This is a genomic window from Dehalobacter sp. (assembly GCA_023667845.1).
Taxonomy (GTDB): Bacteria; Bacillota; Desulfitobacteriia; order Desulfitobacteriales; family Syntrophobotulaceae; genus Dehalobacter.
The window spans coordinates 95,171-113,030 of the sequence record JAMPIU010000112.1 but is presented as its reverse complement, the minus strand read 5'-3'; the positions used below and the strand labels follow the sequence as shown (position 1 = coordinate 113,030).

The 17,860-nt window shown below is 46.1% G+C and carries 15 protein-coding genes, 4 tRNA genes and 1 riboswitch; of the genes, 18 read left to right on the top strand and 1 reads right to left on the bottom strand.

From position 1 onward, the window contains the following. Nucleotides 1–125 precede the first annotated feature (125 nt). The 13 genes from NC238_08510 (at nucleotide 126) to NC238_08450 (ending at nucleotide 13,767) form a co-directional block, all read left to right on the top strand. On the top strand, nucleotides 126–1,409 hold the full coding sequence (locus NC238_08510; protein MCM1565975.1) for an adenylosuccinate synthase: 1,284 nt from the start codon (nucleotides 126–128) through the stop codon (nucleotides 1,407–1,409). 129 nt (nucleotides 1,410–1,538) lie between these two features. After that, nucleotides 1,539–1,614 (top strand) — tRNA-Lys (locus NC238_08505). 259 nt (nucleotides 1,615–1,873) lie between these two features. Continuing rightward, nucleotides 1,874–1,949, top strand: a tRNA-Glu gene (locus tag NC238_08500). Between the two features lie 45 nt (nucleotides 1,950–1,994). Beyond that, nucleotides 1,995–2,070, top strand: a tRNA-Phe gene (locus NC238_08495). A 129-nt stretch (nucleotides 2,071–2,199) separates the two neighbouring features. After that, on the top strand, nucleotides 2,200–3,480 hold the full coding sequence (locus NC238_08490; protein MCM1565974.1) for a peptidoglycan-binding protein: 1,281 nt from the start codon (nucleotides 2,200–2,202) through the stop codon (nucleotides 3,478–3,480). Nucleotides 3,481–3,726: 246 nt separating this feature from the next. Further along, a tRNA-Gly gene (locus NC238_08485) sits at nucleotides 3,727–3,801 on the top strand. Nucleotides 3,802–3,930: 129 nt separating this feature from the next. Further along, on the top strand, nucleotides 3,931–4,506 hold the full coding sequence (locus tag NC238_08480) for a hypothetical protein (protein MCM1565973.1): 576 nt from the start codon (nucleotides 3,931–3,933) through the stop codon (nucleotides 4,504–4,506). Nucleotides 4,507–4,520: 14 nt separating this feature from the next. Next, a complete protein-coding gene (gene scfA, locus NC238_08475) occupies nucleotides 4,521–4,661 on the top strand; it encodes a six-cysteine ranthipeptide SCIFF (protein ID MCM1565972.1) in 141 nt (46 codons plus the stop codon). 144 nt (nucleotides 4,662–4,805) lie between these two features. Beyond that, nucleotides 4,806–6,245 (top strand): thioether cross-link-forming SCIFF peptide maturase, encoded by a 1,440-nt coding sequence (gene scfB / locus NC238_08470; protein MCM1565971.1) that lies wholly within the window; start codon nucleotides 4,806–4,808, stop codon nucleotides 6,243–6,245. Nucleotides 6,246–6,358: 113 nt separating this feature from the next. Then, a complete protein-coding gene (locus NC238_08465; protein ID MCM1565970.1) occupies nucleotides 6,359–6,970 on the top strand; it encodes a tetratricopeptide repeat protein in 612 nt (203 codons plus the stop codon). An 87-nt stretch (nucleotides 6,971–7,057) separates the two neighbouring features. After that, a complete protein-coding gene (locus tag NC238_08460) occupies nucleotides 7,058–7,846 on the top strand; it encodes an MBL fold metallo-hydrolase (GenBank protein MCM1565969.1) in 789 nt (262 codons plus the stop codon). 73 nt (nucleotides 7,847–7,919) lie between these two features. After that, nucleotides 7,920–9,089 (top strand): trypsin-like peptidase domain-containing protein, encoded by a 1,170-nt coding sequence (locus NC238_08455; protein ID MCM1565968.1) that lies wholly within the window; start codon nucleotides 7,920–7,922, stop codon nucleotides 9,087–9,089. Between the two features lie 304 nt (nucleotides 9,090–9,393). Beyond that, a complete protein-coding gene (locus NC238_08450) occupies nucleotides 9,394–13,767 on the top strand; it encodes a 2-hydroxyacyl-CoA dehydratase (protein MCM1565967.1) in 4,374 nt (1,457 codons plus the stop codon). An 84-nt stretch (nucleotides 13,768–13,851) separates the two neighbouring features. On the opposite strand, the gene NC238_08445 is transcribed toward NC238_08450, so the two are convergent. Continuing rightward, on the bottom strand, nucleotides 13,852–14,061 hold the full coding sequence (locus NC238_08445) for an alpha/beta-type small acid-soluble spore protein (GenBank protein ID MCM1565966.1): 210 nt from the start codon (nucleotides 14,059–14,061) through the stop codon (nucleotides 13,852–13,854). Nucleotides 14,062–14,202: 141 nt separating this feature from the next. Here NC238_08445 and rlmH point away from each other — a divergent pair, with 141 nt between their 5' ends. The 5 genes from rlmH to NC238_08420 all read left to right on the top strand — a co-directional run bounded on the left by rlmH (nucleotide 14,203) and on the right by NC238_08420 (nucleotide 17,850). Then, the gene (gene rlmH / locus NC238_08440) at nucleotides 14,203–14,685 is read left to right on the top strand and encodes a 23S rRNA (pseudouridine(1915)-N(3))-methyltransferase RlmH (protein MCM1565965.1); all 483 of its coding nucleotides are present in this window, start codon (nucleotides 14,203–14,205) and stop codon (nucleotides 14,683–14,685) included. Nucleotides 14,686–14,785: 100 nt separating this feature from the next. Continuing rightward, nucleotides 14,786–14,980, top strand: a riboswitch (cobalamin riboswitch). Between the two features lie 132 nt (nucleotides 14,981–15,112). Then, a complete protein-coding gene (locus NC238_08435; GenBank protein ID MCM1565964.1) occupies nucleotides 15,113–15,853 on the top strand; it encodes an energy-coupling factor ABC transporter permease in 741 nt (246 codons plus the stop codon). Between the two features lie 2 nt (nucleotides 15,854–15,855). Continuing rightward, the gene (locus NC238_08430; protein ID MCM1565963.1) at nucleotides 15,856–16,197 is read left to right on the top strand and encodes an energy-coupling factor ABC transporter substrate-binding protein; all 342 of its coding nucleotides are present in this window, start codon (nucleotides 15,856–15,858) and stop codon (nucleotides 16,195–16,197) included. Beyond that, nucleotides 16,181–16,972 (top strand): cobalt ECF transporter T component CbiQ, encoded by a 792-nt coding sequence (gene cbiQ / locus NC238_08425; GenBank protein ID MCM1565962.1) that lies wholly within the window; start codon nucleotides 16,181–16,183, stop codon nucleotides 16,970–16,972. Before NC238_08430 ends, cbiQ begins: the two co-directional genes overlap by 17 nt. Then, nucleotides 16,972–17,850, top strand: a complete 879-nt coding sequence (locus tag NC238_08420; protein MCM1565961.1) for an ATP-binding cassette domain-containing protein — start codon at nucleotides 16,972–16,974, stop codon at nucleotides 17,848–17,850. The genes cbiQ and NC238_08420 overlap by 1 nt, the downstream gene beginning before the upstream one ends. Nucleotides 17,851–17,860 lie beyond the last annotated feature (10 nt).

The following is a 17,860-nucleotide window of genomic DNA, read 5'->3' as shown; positions in this document are numbered from 1 at the left end:
TTGTATCAAATATTCGAACGTTTGGCCTAGGAATACAGCAAATGTTCGGATTTTATTGACAAACAGGGGTGATCGTTGTTAAGATGAAGTTTGGATTGAAGTCGTGATGGAATGGGGGATTTGCATTGGCGGCAGTCATACTGATCGGCACCCAGTGGGGTGACGAAGGAAAAGGTAAAATAACAGACTTTCTGGCCGAAAAAGCCGACATGGTAGTCAGATATCAAGGAGGAAACAACGCCGGACATACGGTTGTAATTAATAAGGAGACTTATAAACTCCATCTGATCCCTTCCGGGATTTTTTATCCTGAAAAGGTCTGCGTAATTGGCAATGGCCTGGTTATTGACCCGAAGGTATTGATTGAAGAACTTGAGTATCTCAAGGACAAGGGCGTAAGCACAGACAACCTTAGAGTCAGCGGTAATGCTCACGTGATCATGCCCTACCATCGCATTCTCGATGTGCTTGAGGAAGAGTATAAGGGAGACCAAAAAATTGGAACAACCAAACGCGGTATCGGCCCCGCTTACAAGGATAAAGCTTCCCGTACTGGAATCAGGGTGTTGGATTTCCTGGATAAGGACGAGCTGACAGCGAAGCTGCAATATAACCTTAAAGAAAAAAATTTGTTGATTACAAAGGTGTATGGACAGGAAGCGCTCAGCTATGAAGCTGTGCTTCAGGAATGCCTGGAATATGCGGAGAGGATCCGGCCTTATGTCGGCGATTCTTCTCTGGAAATTAACCATTTCTTAAGTGACGGGAAAAAGGTCCTGTTTGAAGGCGCTCAGGGAACGCTTTTGGATTTGGATCATGGAACGTATCCGTATGTCACTTCTTCCAACCCTGTGGCCGGGGGAGCCTGCATTGGTGCAGGAGTAGGACCAACCCGGATCAACAAGGTTGTCGGGGTTGTTAAAGCCTATACGACCAGGGTCGGCGAAGGACCGTTCCCAACGGAATTGACCTGCCAGACAGGGGAACTTATCCGGGAAAAAGGCGGAGAGTATGGGACAACAACAGGACGGCCGCGGCGCTGCGGCTGGTTGGACGCTGTCATTACCCGTTATGCGGTGCGGATCAGCGGCATTTCTGATTTTGCATTTACCAAACTGGATGTCCTGACAGGAATGAACACGTTAAAGATATGTACAGCTTATCGCTACAAAGGTGAAGACCTTCATGATTTCCCGCAAAGTCTGAAAGTCCTCTCCGAATGTGAAGCGATTTATGAAGAAATGCCGGGCTGGCAGGAAGATCTGACGGGAATCAGCGAATATAGCCAGCTGCCGGAGCAGGCCAAGAATTATATCCACCGCTTGGAAGAGCTGACCGGTGTTCCGGTTACCATGCTCGCTGTCGGGCCTGGCCGCAATCAAACGATTACGCGGGGTAATATCTTTTAAGGATTTTGATAATGAATCTGAATTTACTTTAATTTTTCAGATTAATTCCTGGTTCTTGGATGTCAAGGATTATTAAAGTTTTGCTTGACATCCAAGGGGCCGAAATGATAGAATCATGAATTGTGGCCTGGGCCATTAGCTCAGTCGGTAGAGCACCTGACTTTTAATCAGGGTGTCCCGCGTTCGAGTCGCGGATGGCTCACCAATACTCGATTAAAACGCTTGTGTCTTAACGGATGCAAGCTTTTTTATTAGCCATCAAAATACCATACAGTATAATGTAATACCGGCAATTGAAGAAAATACACTATCTTTGAAATAAAAGTTTTGAAATAAATTGAAATAAAAGATAAAAAATCTAAAAAAGTTCTTTACTATTTGTCGTGTTATCTGTATAATACAGAAACGTGAGCAAAAAAATTGAGTGAAACCATCATAGCATGGTTCACTAACGCATCGCCTATGGCCCGTTGGTCAAGCGGCCTAAGACACCGCCCTTTCACGGCGGTAACACGGGTTCGAATCCCGTACGGGTCACCATGTTTTTAAATTAAGCTGAGTTTCGATAGATTGGTAATCGATCACGCCTCGGTAGCTCAGTCGGTAGAGCAGAGGACTGAAAATCCTCGTGTCGGCGGTTCGATTCCGTCCTGAGGCACCATACGTCCTGTAAAACGAGTTATTAACGGTTTTTGCTGTTAGGACTCGTTTTTGTTTTTGCCGCAAACTTTACACACATCCTTTCCGATCCCCATAGATTATAACAACGAACATAGATGGGGGGATTTAGGTGCGCGTACTTAAGATCGGAGTTAGAGGAAACGATGTAATGGAAGTTCAGGCTTTACTCAAAAAGCTGGGTTACGATCCGGGGACGGTAGATGGGGTATTCGGAACAAATACAGAGCAAGTGGTCAAACAGTTTCAGGCGGCCAGTGGTCTCCAAGCAGATGGAATCATTGGTCCAATTACTTATCAAAAGCTTCTGCCGTTATTGAACGGCTACATCATGGTTACAGTTGCTGCGGGAGATACATTGTACCAGATTGCCAACCGTTATAAAATCAATACCCAGCGGCTTTTAGCAGCAAATCCCGGGATCAGTTCTGACAATATAAGAGCAGGACAACAGTTGACCGTGCCCTATGCTTTTGATATTGTCGATACAAACCTCAATTATACCTACGAAATCTTGCAGCGGGATATTGCCGGGTTACAGAAACGCTATCCTTTCTTGGAAACCGGGGTTGCCGGGAAAAGTATTATGGGACGGAATCTTTACTATCTGAGGCTGGGTAATGGACCGAATCAGGTATTTTATAATGCGTCACATCATTCACTGGAATGGATTACGACAGTTGTGCTGATGAAGTTCTGTGAAAACTATCTGAAAAACTATGTGGATGGAACTTCGGTCAGGGGATACAACATAAGAGAGATATGGGGTCAAAGTTCAATTTATTTAATCCCTATGGTGAATCCAGATGGTATTGATCTGGTCTTAAACGGACTTCGGATAAATCATCCATTCTACACATCTCTTCTAAAATGGAATGAAGGCCGGATGGATTTTGGCCAGGTCTGGCAGGCCAATATTCGTGGCGTAGATCTAAACCACAATTATGATGCATCCTGGCAGTTGTCGAAACAAGCGGAAGCCAGTCACGGAATAACCGGGCCTGGCCCGACCAGATTTTCAGGGACAGGACCGGAATCCGAACCTGAATCCAAAGCAGTTGCAGACTTTACGAGAAATCATAATTTTAGACTTGTTCTGGCCTACCACAGCCAAGGTAGGGCGATCTACTGGAATTACAGAGGTCTGGCGTCGGCCAGGGACCGGCAAATTGCACTCAGTTTGGCAGAAAAAAGCGGCTATGTGCTGGAAGAAGCGACCGGAATAACATCGTATGCAGGCTATAAGGATTGGTTTATCGAAAAATACCGGAGACCGGGCTATACGGTTGAGGTTGGATTTGGCCGAAATCCCCTGCCAATTTCCCAATTCGCGCAGATCTATCGGGAAAATGAGGGAATGTTGTTACTGGCGGCACTTGCTACTGCGGGCTAAGAAAAAGGATGACAAAGTGCTGAAACTGGTAGTGTAGGAGGGATACCCAAAAGTGTATTAACCACAAAATAAAACCTGTACCAAATTTGGGGTAGAGTCAACTGAGCTAGTAATATCGTTGAAATTGTAAAAATTGAACTTATAATCTTGCCTAGTATTAAATTTTGAAGTATAATAATGCTTACCCGACAAAGGTATGCCATGGTCCTAGAACATGCTAGGAAGTCTAAAGCCTTGAAATATCATGCGGAAGTGGCTCAGTGGTAGAGCATTGGCTTCCCAAGCCGAGGGTCGCGGGTTCGAATCCCGTCTTCCGCTCCAATTTAAGAATATAAGGCCAGTTTTAAGCTGGTTTTTTTATCGCAAAAGCTAATTAATGGTTTTTTGCGGGACGCATATCACATGAGGCTTTAGTGAGGCGTTAAGCCGAAAGGAGCTGAAAGAAAAAGGATGTTATCTGACTCTAGCAGCCGAATGTTTCGCAAGAAGGGCAAGCTGAAGAAAATTGCAGCAATTTTGGCCATTGTGATCATGACAGCAGTATTAGGCGGATGCAACTCATTGGATGATGCGGTAGCGAAAGCGAAGCCGCTTATTCCCAAAGGATATGACTTGGTAAAAGTTGAACAAGTCAGTGACAATTCAGGAATTGTGTTTTACACGTTTGAAGAAGAACTAAGCACAGGGATATTTACGAAAAACAGTTTTGGCTGGAAATGGACAGGAAGTGCGGTTGGTAAGCTTGTCACTTATCCTGATGGCCTGCAGTGGCGATATGCGGATCTTGGAGAAGACGGCACCCAATATTCGGTCTATTACGGCAAGATAACGAATAAGAATATTGTACGTGTAACCGTTACGACGATCGGCGGGGAAAAGGTCCAGGGGAAAATTGTTAACACTGATCAGCTGAGATTATGGTATGCGTTTGTCAGTGAACCGCAGGTCCCATCGGTAAGCGCGGATATTACCGGGTACTCCGCTGAAGGAAAGGTTATCTACTTGTTCAGTCAGCCTAAACAATAATAAGGAGGATACGCATGGCTACACATATTCAGACAATCATTAAGGGGAGCTTAGCCTCAACAGCCAAAACCGGAGGGTGCGGAAAATGCCAGACATCTTGCCAATCGGCTTGTAAGACTTCTTGTACAGTTGGCAATCAAGTTTGTGAAAAATAACAGAAACATCATAAAGACAGACGGTTATCTATAAAGGGGTTCTGTAAAAAAGCTTGGCGTCAGCCAAGTTTTCTTTTTTCACAAAGGTATTTCAATGGTATAATTGTTCTAAATACGATTACGATGGGCAGAGGAAACAGAAGCATGAAATTAACGAACTACAATATATCAAAAAATGTACATGTGTATACGCAGGGGAAACTTCAGATTGCTTATGATGTCAATTCAGGGTCGCTTCATGTGATTGATGACAAGACATATGCTTTTATTCAGGAATTGATAACATATCAGCAGAAAAACAGCCTGGAAAATTCAGAAGAATTGCTGGAAAAATGTGGGCATAACCTTTCTTCTGAAGAAAAACAGGAAATCCTGGCAGAATTGAAAGTGCTTCAGGATCAAAAGCTGTTATTTTCCTGCGAGCCCGAAGAGACAGTACTACCGTTTTCTGACCGGCCGGTGATCAAGGCGATGTGCCTGCACGTTGCACATGACTGCAACCTGCGCTGTAAATATTGTTTTGCGGGAACAGGACCGTTCGGCGGCAACCGCGAGTTGATGAACGTTGAGACCGGTAAGAAAGCGTTGAAATTTTTATTGGATCACAGCGGAGAGCGGGGACATTGCGAGGTTGATTTCTTTGGCGGTGAACCGCTGATGAATTTGCCGGTTATCAGGGAATTGATTGTTTACGGCCGGGAAATAGCCGCTCAAGCGGGCAAAAAGGTCAAGTTTACGCTGACAACGAATGCGGTCTTGCTGGATGAAGCGACAGCAAGATTTTTGGAAGACGAAGGAATCAGTGTTGTACTGAGTTTGGACGGACGCAAAGAAGTAAATGACAAAATGCGGCCTTTCCTGAATGGATCTGGAAGTTATGACCGGATTATGCCACAGATTCTTAAATTTACGGAAATGCGGCCGGAGACATCGCGTTATGCTGTTGGCAATTATTTTTATGTCCGGGGAACCTATACACATTTCAATAAAGATTTTTATAAGGATGTCCTGCATATGGCGGACAGCGGCATCCGAAGGATCTCTGTGGAACCAGTAGTAGCTTCTCCGCAGGAAGAGTATGCTTTCAGAGAGGAAGATCTGGCAGAAATCAAAGAAAGCTACGATATTTTAGGAGAAAAAGTGCTGGAATATCGCGAGGCAGGGAAAGAATTTGTCTTTTTTCACTTCAATACAGGTCTCGATGAAGGACCTTGCCTAATTAAGAGGTTGTCGGGCTGCGGGGCCGGACACGAGTATGTGGCCGTTTCGCCGGAGGGGGACATTTACCCCTGTCATCAGTTTGTCGGAAAGGAAAAATATAAAATGGGATCTGTGAATGATCCGAACTGTGAACTGAAGGAAGAAATTGTTCAATCCTTCCGCCAGGCGCAGGTCTATGCAAAGGAAGAATGCCGCGCCTGTTGGGCACGCTTTTCATGCAGCGGCGGATGCCATGCAGCCAATGAAGCTTTTAGCGGGGAACTGATTAAAGTGTATCCGATGGGATGCGAGCTGCAGAAAAAAAGGCTCGAAGTCGCATACTACCTTAAAATCATAGAAGCCAGGCAAAGGGTTCTCGTTTAACAAGAGAATCCTGGTACATAAGGAAGAGTTTTTTTGACGCTTTTGTTTCTAAGGAAAGATTAATCAGACCTTCCTATTATTGGTAATAGCAAGGTCGCAAGTTAGGAGAAAAAATGCGAAAAAAAGTTCAAAAGATCACTGTAGGTATTATCATAGGGATCATCTGCATTTCCCTTATTGGATCAACATTTTATGCAATTTCCCTTCCAGGGTCTGATAATACGGAAGATACCCAGGGCCAGGAAGCGTTGGAGCAGGAATACAATCAGCGGAAGCAAGCCATCGTGGAACTCAGCGCAGCACTCGAAAAAAGCCCGGAGGACGTCGAAACGCAGCTGGCCCTGGCTGACGCTTATTATAGTAAAGCGAGTATAACAATTCAGCTTAACGATGAAGAATATCAGGAAGATCTGCAGAATGCGATAACGTATTACCAAAAAGTCCTGACCCAGAAAGACGACAATGATGTAAGGTTAAAACTTGCAATATCTGCATTTCTTTCACGAGATTCTGATCTTGCGGATGAAACATACAAGGAATTAATTGAAAAAGAACCGCAAAATGTGGATGTGTTGTATTGGTATGGGATGTTCCAGTTTTATAGCAAAGAAGATTACAAGCAGGCTGAGCAGTACTGGCAGACAGCGTTGAAATACAATACCGATGGAGAGATGAAGACCAAGCTTGAGGAAATGATAGCAAGAGCTCAGGACATTAAACCTTAGATAAATGAACCTGAGACAAGTAACGGCAGACATTTCCGACAACAGGATGAGTAAGCACTGAGAATCACAAATCGGGAAGGTGAACAGATGTATTTTGCAACACTGGCCAGTGGCAGCTCCGGTAATGCCATATGTGTAGGGGAAGGAAACAGGAGTTTGCTTGTGGATTGCGGCATTACAGCCAAAAGAGTGCTTACAAACCTCAAAATGATTGATATTGCCGCTCCCCAGCTAGAAGGTATCATCATTACCCATGAACATTCCGACCATGTCAAGGGGGCTGGCATTCTGGCTCGCAAGTTGAAGATTCCCATCTATGCGACAGCCGGAATCTGGCAGGAAATTGAAACGGTGCTTGGGGATATTAATTCTGAACAGAAAAGAATTATTGACCGGGACATCTATCTTTCGGGTATGGATGTGAAGCTCTTCCCGACTTCCCATGACAGCAGGGAGAGCTACGGTCTTAAAATAACAGGCAAAACACATACGCTTGGCATAGCGACTGACAGTGGCATTGTCACAGAAGAGATGCACCGTAATCTTCGGGGCTGTGATGCCTATGTCGTAGAGGCAAACCACGACCTGGAAACACTATGGCACGGAAGGTATCCGTACTATTTGAAGAAAAGAGTCAGCGGAGATGCAGGACATCTAAGCAATGTCCAGCTTGCTGAGGCCTTGACGGAATGGCTTGGTGAAAACACGCAAAAAGTCGTGCTTGCTCACTTAAGTGAAGAAAACAATACGCCGCAAATGGCACTCAGTACAGTTGTGGAGATGCTCCGGAATTCGCAGGTTAAGAAAAAATGCGCGAATCTAAAAATAAGAGTTGCGCCGAGACATTATCCGCACGAACTTATTACACTGGGATAGTATGTCATGAGAGCATAACTGACAGACTAAATTTAAGGTAGACATGATACATACTGGATAGGAGGGATGTCAGATGGATGATTATAATGACCGGGACAATTTCGGACGAAGGAGCGGAAAACCCCGGGTTGTTTCGACGGTTTTGCTTGCTGTCATCAGTGCAATTCTGGGCGGCTTGATTGCTGTCGTCCTTGTTCCTGCGGTATATCCTGGAGGCAATTATTTGGAAGGTGGTAATAAGGTTGTCATTCAGCAGGGAGAAAATCCCCCAATTTCAGCCTCAGGTATTACCGGTGGGGAGTCACCGGTGATTAATATTGCCAGCACGGTAGGGCCTGCTGTCGTAGGTGTGGCCAACTTTCAGTATAGCGGGAATATTTTTGCCGGTAGCAGTGATGGACTCAGTGAAGCAGGAAGCGGTTCTGGCTTTATCATCAATGCCACCCAGGGTTATATTGTTACTAACTATCATGTCATTGGAGATGCTGAGAAAATTATGATTTCGCTTGCTGATGGTCGGGATGTTCCTGGAACGCTTGTCGGCGGTGATCCGCGGACCGATCTTGCCGTGCTCAAAATTGACGGTACGAAGGGACTTGCGGCTGTCCAGCTCGGAGACTCCGCAGCCTTAAAAGTCGGAGAATCCGTCGTTGCGATTGGGAATCCGGGAGGCCAGGATTTTGCCCGTACAGTCACAGCCGGTGTGGTATCAGCGACAGACAGGTTTCTTCAGCTGCAGGGGGAAGCCAGCTTCAATCTGATTCAGACGGATGCGGCGATTAACCCAGGCAACAGCGGTGGGCCGCTCGTCAATTACAGCGGCCAGGTTGTCGGAATTAACTCAGCTAAAAATGATACCCAGGGCTTTGAAGGTATGGGGTTTGCGATCCCCATTTCCGATGCGCTGCCTGTAATTCAGCAGCTCATTGAAAAAGGGTTTGCGAGCCATCCGGCTTTGCAGATCAATATCGACGACCGCTACACGGAGGAATATGCTTCATTTAAAGACTGGCCGGCAGGCTGCTATATCGCCAGTGTTGAAAACGGTGGGGCGGCAGCTAAAGCCGGTATCCAGGCCGGAGATATCATTACGGCCATTAACGGAACAGCCATAACCAATTCTCTGGAGCTGACACACGAACTCTTTAAATACAAGCCGGGAGACAAAGTATCTGTCAGCTATTTCCGGGGCGGCAGCACGTATAAAACAGATGCGATCCTCGGAGAAATTAGATCAGAATAGCGTAATCAGAAACTAGAAAGGTCGAACGAATCAGCTATAGGAAGACATTCGCACTATATCAGCTAAAGACTGCCGCCAAAAGCTTGGCGGCAGCCACATTTTCTATAGGGATAGGCGCTTTTCCCTGCATTCTCATACAATAATAAGGACGAGATGCTAAGCAGGACGAGACAAAGGGCCGGACAGAAAAAGTTACTATTTTGTTACACAGATGAAACCTGATATAATAAAGTTTGATGCTAAAGGATTAAAACACTGTTTTTTATAGATTGAGCAGGCTGTTTAAATAGAAGGAGACAGGTGAATGACAAAACAAATGCATATCGGACTCGATGTTGGTTCGACCACCGTAAAAATTGCAATACTTGATGAAAAAGATAACTTGGTTTTCAGCAGCTACCAAAGGCATTTTTCAGATGTCCAGCATACAGTCAGCAACCTTCTGCAAAAGATTTACAGTCAGTTCCGCAATGAAAAAGTCACCATGAACGTGACAGGTTCAAGCGGTATGTCCACTTCCGAACAGATTGGGATTCCTTTTATTCAGGAGGTCATTGCCTGCCAAAAAGCTGTTGAACGATTTATTTCGGATACGGATGTCGCGATAGAACTGGGCGGCGAAGATGCCAAGATCACATATTTTGGGGAATCGCCCGAACTCAGGATGAACGGTACCTGCGCCGGCGGGACAGGTGCGTTTATTGATCAAATGGCCATCTTGCTGAAAACCGACGCTGCGGGTCTCAATGAACTGGCTTCGCATCATCGGGAGATTTATCCGATCGCTTCGCGCTGCGGGGTTTTTGCTAAAACAGATATTCAACCGCTCTTAAACGAAGGTGCGGCCAAGGAAGATATTGCCGCCTCAATTTTTCAGGCTGTCGTGAATCAGACCATTGCGGGTTTAGCCTGCGGCAAACCAATCCGGGGCAATGTGGCATTTCTGGGCGGACCGCTTTCTTTCCTGCCTCAACTGCGCCAGCGCTTTATTGAAACCTTGAAGCTTAAACCGGAAAATATTATCGCGCCAGATAATGCTCAGTTTTTTGTGGCGATTGGGGCAGCCTTGGCTTCGAAACAGAGCGAAGTCTGCGATCTTCACGTGATCTATGAGAACATCCCGAATCTGCATAATTCGGATTCGGCCACTACCCTGCTCCAGCCTTTGTTTGCCAGTGAAGAAGAGTATGAAGCCTTCAGTCAAAGGCACCGGGGAAATTCCGTCGCGAAGAAACTGCTGGCTGAAGCCAGTGGAACCTGCTTTTTGGGCATTGATGCCGGATCGACCACGACGAAACTTGCCCTGATCGATGGAGATGGCAATTTGCTTTATTCCCATTATGGAAGCAACGGAGGAAGTCCGTTAAAATCTACGGTTTCTGCTCTGCAAAAGCTTTATCAGGCTTTGCCGTCCGGAGCCACGATTGGCGGTTCCGTCGTGACCGGTTATGGAGAAGCCCTGCTAAAGGCTGCCCTCAAAGTTGATCACGGAGAAATAGAAACGGTTGCCCACCTTAAGGGAGCCGAATATTTTCTGCCCGGTGTTGACTTTATCCTCGATATCGGTGGTCAGGACATGAAATGCATGCAGATCCGCGACGGCGTTATTCATAATATCATGCTGAATGAAGCATGTTCTTCAGGCTGCGGGTCGTTTATCGAGACGCTGGCCCAGTCCCTGGGTTTATCTCTCTCGGAATTTGTGCAAAGAGGTTTATTTTCGAAGACCCCGGTGGATTTAGGCACCCGTTGCACCGTGTTTATGAATTCCAAAATCAAACAGGTCCAAAAAGAAGGGGCGGATATCGGCAGCATCGCGGCCGGGATCTCGTATTCAGTCGTCAAAAATGCGTTGTACAAAGTCATACGGCTACACAATTCTTCCGAAGTTGGCAAGAAAATCGTTGTTCAGGGCGGAACGTTTAATAATGATGCTGTTTTAAGAAGTTTTGAACGTGTCACCGGCCGCCAGGTCATTCGTCCGGACATTGCTGGTATCATGGGCGCGTTCGGAGCAGCTCTTATCGCCCGCGACCATTATCAGGCCGGAGAACAGACTACCCTGCTTGGTGAAAATGAACTGGAGGATTTCCATACCGAGACTCGTACACGCCACTGTGGCCTATGCGGCAATAATTGCCTGCTGACGGTCAACCAATTCTCGGACGGCAGGGAGTTTCTGACAGGAAACCGCTGCGAACGCGGAGCCGGACTGGAAAGCACCTCTGAGGATATTCCGAACCTTTTCGCGTATAAATATCAACGTCTTTTTGCCTATAAACCGCTGAAGAAGGAAGAGGCAGCACGTGGCGAGATCGGGATTCCACGGGTCCTGAATATGTATGAACATTATCCGTTCTGGTTTACGCTGCTAACGGAGCTCGGTTTCAGGGTTGTTTTGTCTGGCCGCTCTTCAAAAAAAATATTTGAGCTCGGCATGGAGACGGTGGCTTCCGAATCGCTGTGCTATCCGGCCAAACTGACCAACGGGCATATTAAGGACCTTCTGAACAAAGGGGTCAAGCGGATTTTTTATCCGTGCCTTCCGAGGGATGAAAAAGAGCTGGCTGACGCGAATAATAATTACAACTGCCCGATTGTCACTTCTTATCCGGAATCCCTTCATGCCAATGTGGATGAAATAAGGAACAAAGAAGTTGAGTTTATTTTCCCGTTCCTGCCGATCGATGATATGGCGCGTTTAAAAGTCCGGATCTATGAAGAATTTAAAGCGATGGGTATAACACGACAAGAAGCAGCAAGTGCTGTGGATAAGGCTTTTGCCGAAAGAGATGCTGTTCGCCAGGACCTCAGAACCAAAGCGGAAGAAGTATTGGACTATTTGCAAAAGAACAACCTGAAAGGCATCGTACTTGCCGGTCGGCCGTATCATACCGATCCGGAGATCAACCACGGGATTCCGGAGATGATTACCGGTCTGGGGATCGCTGTGCTGACTGAAGATTCTGTCGCTCATCTTGGCCAGGTGGAAAGGCCTCTGCGCGTCCTCGACCAATGGGTCTACCACTCCAGGCTGTATGCGGCGGCAAGTTTTGTGGCAACCAGGGATGACTTGGAACTTGTCCAATTGAATTCGTTCGGCTGCGGACTGGATGCCGTCACCACGGATCAGGTTCAGGAGATACTGCACCAGTACAGAAAAACCTATACCCTGGTCAAAATTGATGAGATCAATAATCTGGGTGCTATTCGTATCCGGATACGGTCATTGCTCGCTGCAATGAAGGAAAGAGACAAAAAAGAAATTCATGCGCATAAGCTTTTTGAGACACCTAAAAGAGTCATGTTTACAGAAGAAATGAAGCATGAGTATACGATTCTTTCTCCGCAGATGGCACCGATCCATTTTGAACTGATTGAAGAAGCCACCCGTTTGGAAGGCTATAAGATAGAGATTCTGCCTGATGTCGAGATGGATGTCGTCGAACAGGGACTGCTGCATGTGCATAACGATGCCTGTTATCCTTCAATCCTGGTTGTCGGTCAGATTATGGCGGCGCTGAAGTCAGGCCGTTACGACCTGAATAAGACGGCAGTCATTATGTCGCAAACAGGCGGCGGCTGTCGGGCCAGCAATTATATCGGTTTTATCCGCAAAGCCCTGAAAGATGCCGGCATGGAACAGATTCCGGTTATTTCCCTTAATGCCGGCGGTCTGGAGTCCAATCCCGGGTTCAGACTTTCCTTGAAGATGATCAAGCGGTGTGTCATGGCAACGGTTTACGGCGATTTGCTGATGCGCGTAACCAATGCCATCCGCCCCTATGAGAAAAACAAAGGAGAAACCAATGCCCTCCTGGCCAAATGGCTGAAGGACCTGAAGCCGACTCTCGCGGCGATGAGCTTGCGGGAATACCACCGGAATATCCGCCGGATTATCCAGGACTTCGATCGTATCGAGATCCTGGATGTTAAGAAACCAAAGGTCGGGGTGGTCGGCGAGATCCTGGTCAAATTTCATCCGTTTGCCAATAACTTTATTGTCGATGTCCTGGAGAAGGAAGGCGCCGAAGCCGTTCTGCCGGATCTGATGGATTTCTTTATGTACTGTGCGTATGGAACGATATTCAGAAGAAAAGAACTCGCTGGCTCACTGAAAGGCGAACTTATCAGCCGCTATATTATCTGGCGTTTGGAAAACTACCGCCGGGTAATGAAACGCACTCTGGCAAAGAGCAACCGTTTCCATCCTCCCAAATCGATTTATGAGTTGGCCGATATGGCCGGCAAAATCATGCATCTCGGACATCAGACCGGCGAAGGCTGGTTCCTGACCGCGGAAATGCTGGAACTGATAGAAAGCGGAGCAACAAACGTCGCCTGTCTGCAGCCGTTTGCCTGCCTGCCAAATCATATCACGGGTAAAGGGATGGTCCGCGAACTTAAACGACGCTATCCGCTGGCGAATATTGTGCCAATCGATTACGATCCGGGCGCCAGCCAGGTGAATCAGATCAATAGAATTAAACTGATGCTTTCAGTCGCTTTCAAAAATATGGAAAAGGCGGAAGCAGTCAATAATGCCAATACAAACAATAGAAATAAAATGAATAACAACGCCGGACAAATGCAATCTGCACCCGGCGAGGGAACGGCAGCTTTGCATAACACTGAAGAAGGTACAGAGCAGTCGTATTCCGAACAGAAGATTATTTAACAAAAAACCTCTTCAGTATTGTAGGCTGAAGAAGTTTTGAATATTTATTGAAGTAGATTAGGAATACTAAATGAGTCCGTTATTCTATTTCATCTGCTGTTTGGCATAAGCGATCATTTTTTTGACCATCTGGCCGCCGATCGGGCCGCCTTCCAGACCATTCTGTCTGGCAGTAACGTCGCCTTTATAGTGATCGTTATTTTCCCTTACAAAATCAAGATGGCCGATTTCAGCCGCAGCCTCCATTTTTAGATTCTGCAGCAGCTTTTTTTTGCTTTCACTTGTTTTGCTCATTTTTTTTCACCTCCATCAATATTATTGACACTTTTGAAAAAAATCTTCATTGTAAATAATCCAATATCAGAGAGATTTAACCTTCAAGTTTTTGATTGCAAATGTTTGGACGCAAACATAGTGACTGGAGTTGGAGAAAACATGCTGCAGATCAAAGTTCTGGCGGTAGGGAAAATCAAAGAAAATTATTTAAAAGAAGGGCTGAAGGAATACGCCAAGCGTCTTGGCGCGTACATCCGGCTTGAGATGATTGAAGTTGAGGACGAACCATGCCCCGAAAGGGCATCAGCTGCCGACGAAGCAAGAGTAAAACAGAAAGAAGCTGAAAAGGTTCTTAAATTAATTTCACCTCAGGATTATGTGGTTTTGCTGGATCTTCTGGGAAAGGAACTTTCTTCACCCGAACTTGCCGTTTTGTTTGATGAAAAAGGGCTTTCAGGCCAGAGCCGGATCACTTTTGTGATTGGCGGATCTCTTGGTACGGCAGATGAAATCCGAAAACGCGCCGATTACCGGTGGTCGTTCTCGAAGCTTACTTTTCCGCACCAGATGATCAGGCTTATCCTGCTGGAGCAGATTTACCGGGCGTGCAAGATCAGCAAAGGGGAACCCTACCACAAATAGAACTGATGGAGGTAAAGATACTTCAATTAATATGTTCAAGGCTAAAGTAAAAATAATATTGATTCCTTGTCGAAAGAGCGATATAATGAATCAGGATTAAAACTGAATAGACAGAACAGGTGTTGAATGAAGCTGATAAGCGTACCATTCAATGAATAAGGAAAGTCGGGTAGAAGCCCGCGCGGTCACGCCGCTGTGAAAGTGGAGTTCTTCAGGTATACCACTGGGAAACTGGGAAGGTCTGAAGATCGATGATGCTTAAGCCAGAAGACCTACCTGTTTTAGTGTCTCACCATATACTCTACGAGTGATAGAGAGGGGGATGTTATGTGCAAGACTACCGAGGAAAACTTCCTAGCATATGAGCCTCTCGACGTAAGATGTTGAGAGGTTTTTTGTTTCATATCTTATATAGGAGAGTTTGACGATGATAAATAAAAAGATTTGGATAATGGGTCTCGTACTTATGTTTATGTTCTTGCCCCAGCAGACATATGCCATGCATATCATGGAGGGCTTCCTTCCTGCGGGTTGGTGTATTACCTGGGGTGCTTTGGCAATACCTTTTGTTCTGGCAGGTTTTTTTTCTATCAGAAGAACTGTTGGAGAGCATCCCAAAACATTAATGCTTTTGGCGATGGCAGGCGCCTTTGCTTTTGTTTTGTCTTCCCTGAAGATTCCTTCCGTTACAGGAAGCAGTTCACATCCTACAGGGGTTGGCCTTGGCGCTATCTTGTTCGGACCAACCGCAATGGCCGTAATTGGTTTGATCATACTGCTGTTTCAGGCTGTCTTACTGGCGCATGGCGGATTGACAACGTTGGGGGCAAATACTTTTTCGATGGGCATTGTGGGGCCGCTGGTAGCTTTTGCTACATACAAAATTGTGAAGAAAGCAAATGGACCGCAGTGGCTTGCTGTGTTTCTCGCTGCCGCACTTGGGAATTTATTGACTTACGTTACGACATCGGTGCAGCTTGCACTGGCGTTTCCTGCTGAAACAGGCGGCGTTATGGCGTCACTTACCAAGTTTTTGGGTATTTTTGCCTTAACGCAAGTACCATTGGCGATCAGTGAAGGTATTTTGACAGTGCTGATATTTAAGGCGATTTCATCCTATGCCGGGGATGAGCTTAAAGACTTAAAAATACTTTCAAAGGGGGTCTGAAAATGTCTGTAGAAACGATGAAACCGAAGAATAAAAATCGGGTTATCATCACAAATATTATTTTAATTACGATTGTCATAGCGCTTGCTGTTGTACCCCTCATTGTGCAAAAAAATGCGGAATTTGCTGGAGCTGACAGCCAAGCTGAACAAGCTATAACAGAACTTAACGGGAATTACCAGGCCTGGTTCTCACCGATTTGGGAGCCGCCCAGCGGAGAAATTGAAAGCTTGTTGTTTGCGCTTCAGGCAGCTGTCGGAGCAGGTGTTTTGGGCTACGGGTTAGGTTATCTGCGGGGTCGTAAGAAAAAGGAAGAACCGGTAAACAATGATTTACATCGATAAATACGCTTATTTATCCAAGCTTAAACAAACAAATCCATTGAAAAAGCTAGTCTTAGCCATTCTGGTTTTGGGGGTCTGTCTCTGGGCTGAATCCGTTGCGGTGTCAATTTTGACGCTCCTGATAATGGGTTGGTATACCGTTTGCAAAGGCGGTACCCCTGTTGGAATTTTTATTAGACTGATGCTTGTCCCGCTTTCCTTTTTAGTGATCGGCGTTTTAACCATTGCGGTCAATGTTTCAGGGGACAAAGATGTTTTTGTATTCTCTGTATATGCATTTGGCATGTATATCGGGGTGTCGCAGTCCGGTATTCTAAGTGCGGCAAATCTGTTTTTTAAAGCGCTTGGCGCGGTTTCCTGTCTGTATTATTTATCGCTGAGTACACCGATGGTAGACCTGCTGGCAGTTCTTCGGAAGCTTAAAGTTCCAAGACTGATGGTTGAATTGATGGGACTGATCTACCGGTTTATCTTTGTATTTTTGGAAACGGCAGACACCATGTTTACGGCGCAGAATTCCCGCTTGGGCTATGCGGGGCTTTCTTCCGGATACCGTTCACTGGCGGCTCTGGCTTCGTCACTTTTTATCCGGTCTTATCAAAGGGCGGATGAACTGTATATTGCGCTTGAAGCCAGGGGATATGATGGTGAGCTCAGTGTGATCCATGAGCAGGCGGAGACTCATTGGACAGAATATATTCCGATTGTGCTGATTAACCTATTCCTGATTGCAGTTGCGCTGTTTTCCAAACAATTGACAGGGGGCTTGCTATAATGGCCGAAAATGGCTTGATTGAAAACGTGGAGGCTAAAAATATCTTGGAAGTCAGAAATCTCTACTACATCTACAGTGATGGAACCCAGGCCTTAAAGGCCCTGTCACTCGGGATTAAACAGGGGAAAACGACGGCAGTCCTCGGAAGCAACGGTGCTGGAAAATCAACGTTGCTGCTTTCCTTTAACGGCATCAATAAGCCTTCAGGCGGCGAAGTTCTATTCAAGGGCCTGCCGCTGGATTATTCAGTAAAAGGTCTCAAACAGCTTCGAAAATCTGTTGGCATTGTTTTTCAGGATCCGGACAAGCAGTTGTTTTCAGCCAGTGTCTATCAGGATATCTCCTTTGGCGCGATGAATCTAAAGCTGCCTGAGGAGGAAGTCCGCAGAAGGGTGGATCTAGCCATGAAGAGAACCGGGATATCCCACCTGAAAGAAAAGCCCACACACAGCCTCAGTTTTGGCCAGAAAAAACGTGCAGCCATTGCCGGCGTTCTGGTGATGGAGCCGGAAGTGCTTATTCTGGATGAACCGACCGCAGGGCTTGACCCACTTGGAGTCAGTGAGCTAATGAAGCTGCTCAGAAAACTGCAAATTGAGCTGAATTTGTCCGTCGTGATCTCAACGCACGACATCGATATCGTACCACTTTACTGTGATTATGCGTATGTCGTCGATGACGGCAGGCTTGTAATGGAAGGTACGCCTCAGGAAGTGTTTTCGCATCCGGAGGAAATCAGAAGGATTAATCTCAGACTCCCAAGAATTGGGCATCTTATGGAGATTTTGCATGATAAAGACGGCTTTGAATTTGCCCAGCCTGCCAATACCATATCTGAGGCCAGAAAAGCTTTAATTAACTGGAAAGATACAAACTGATTGAAGGAAT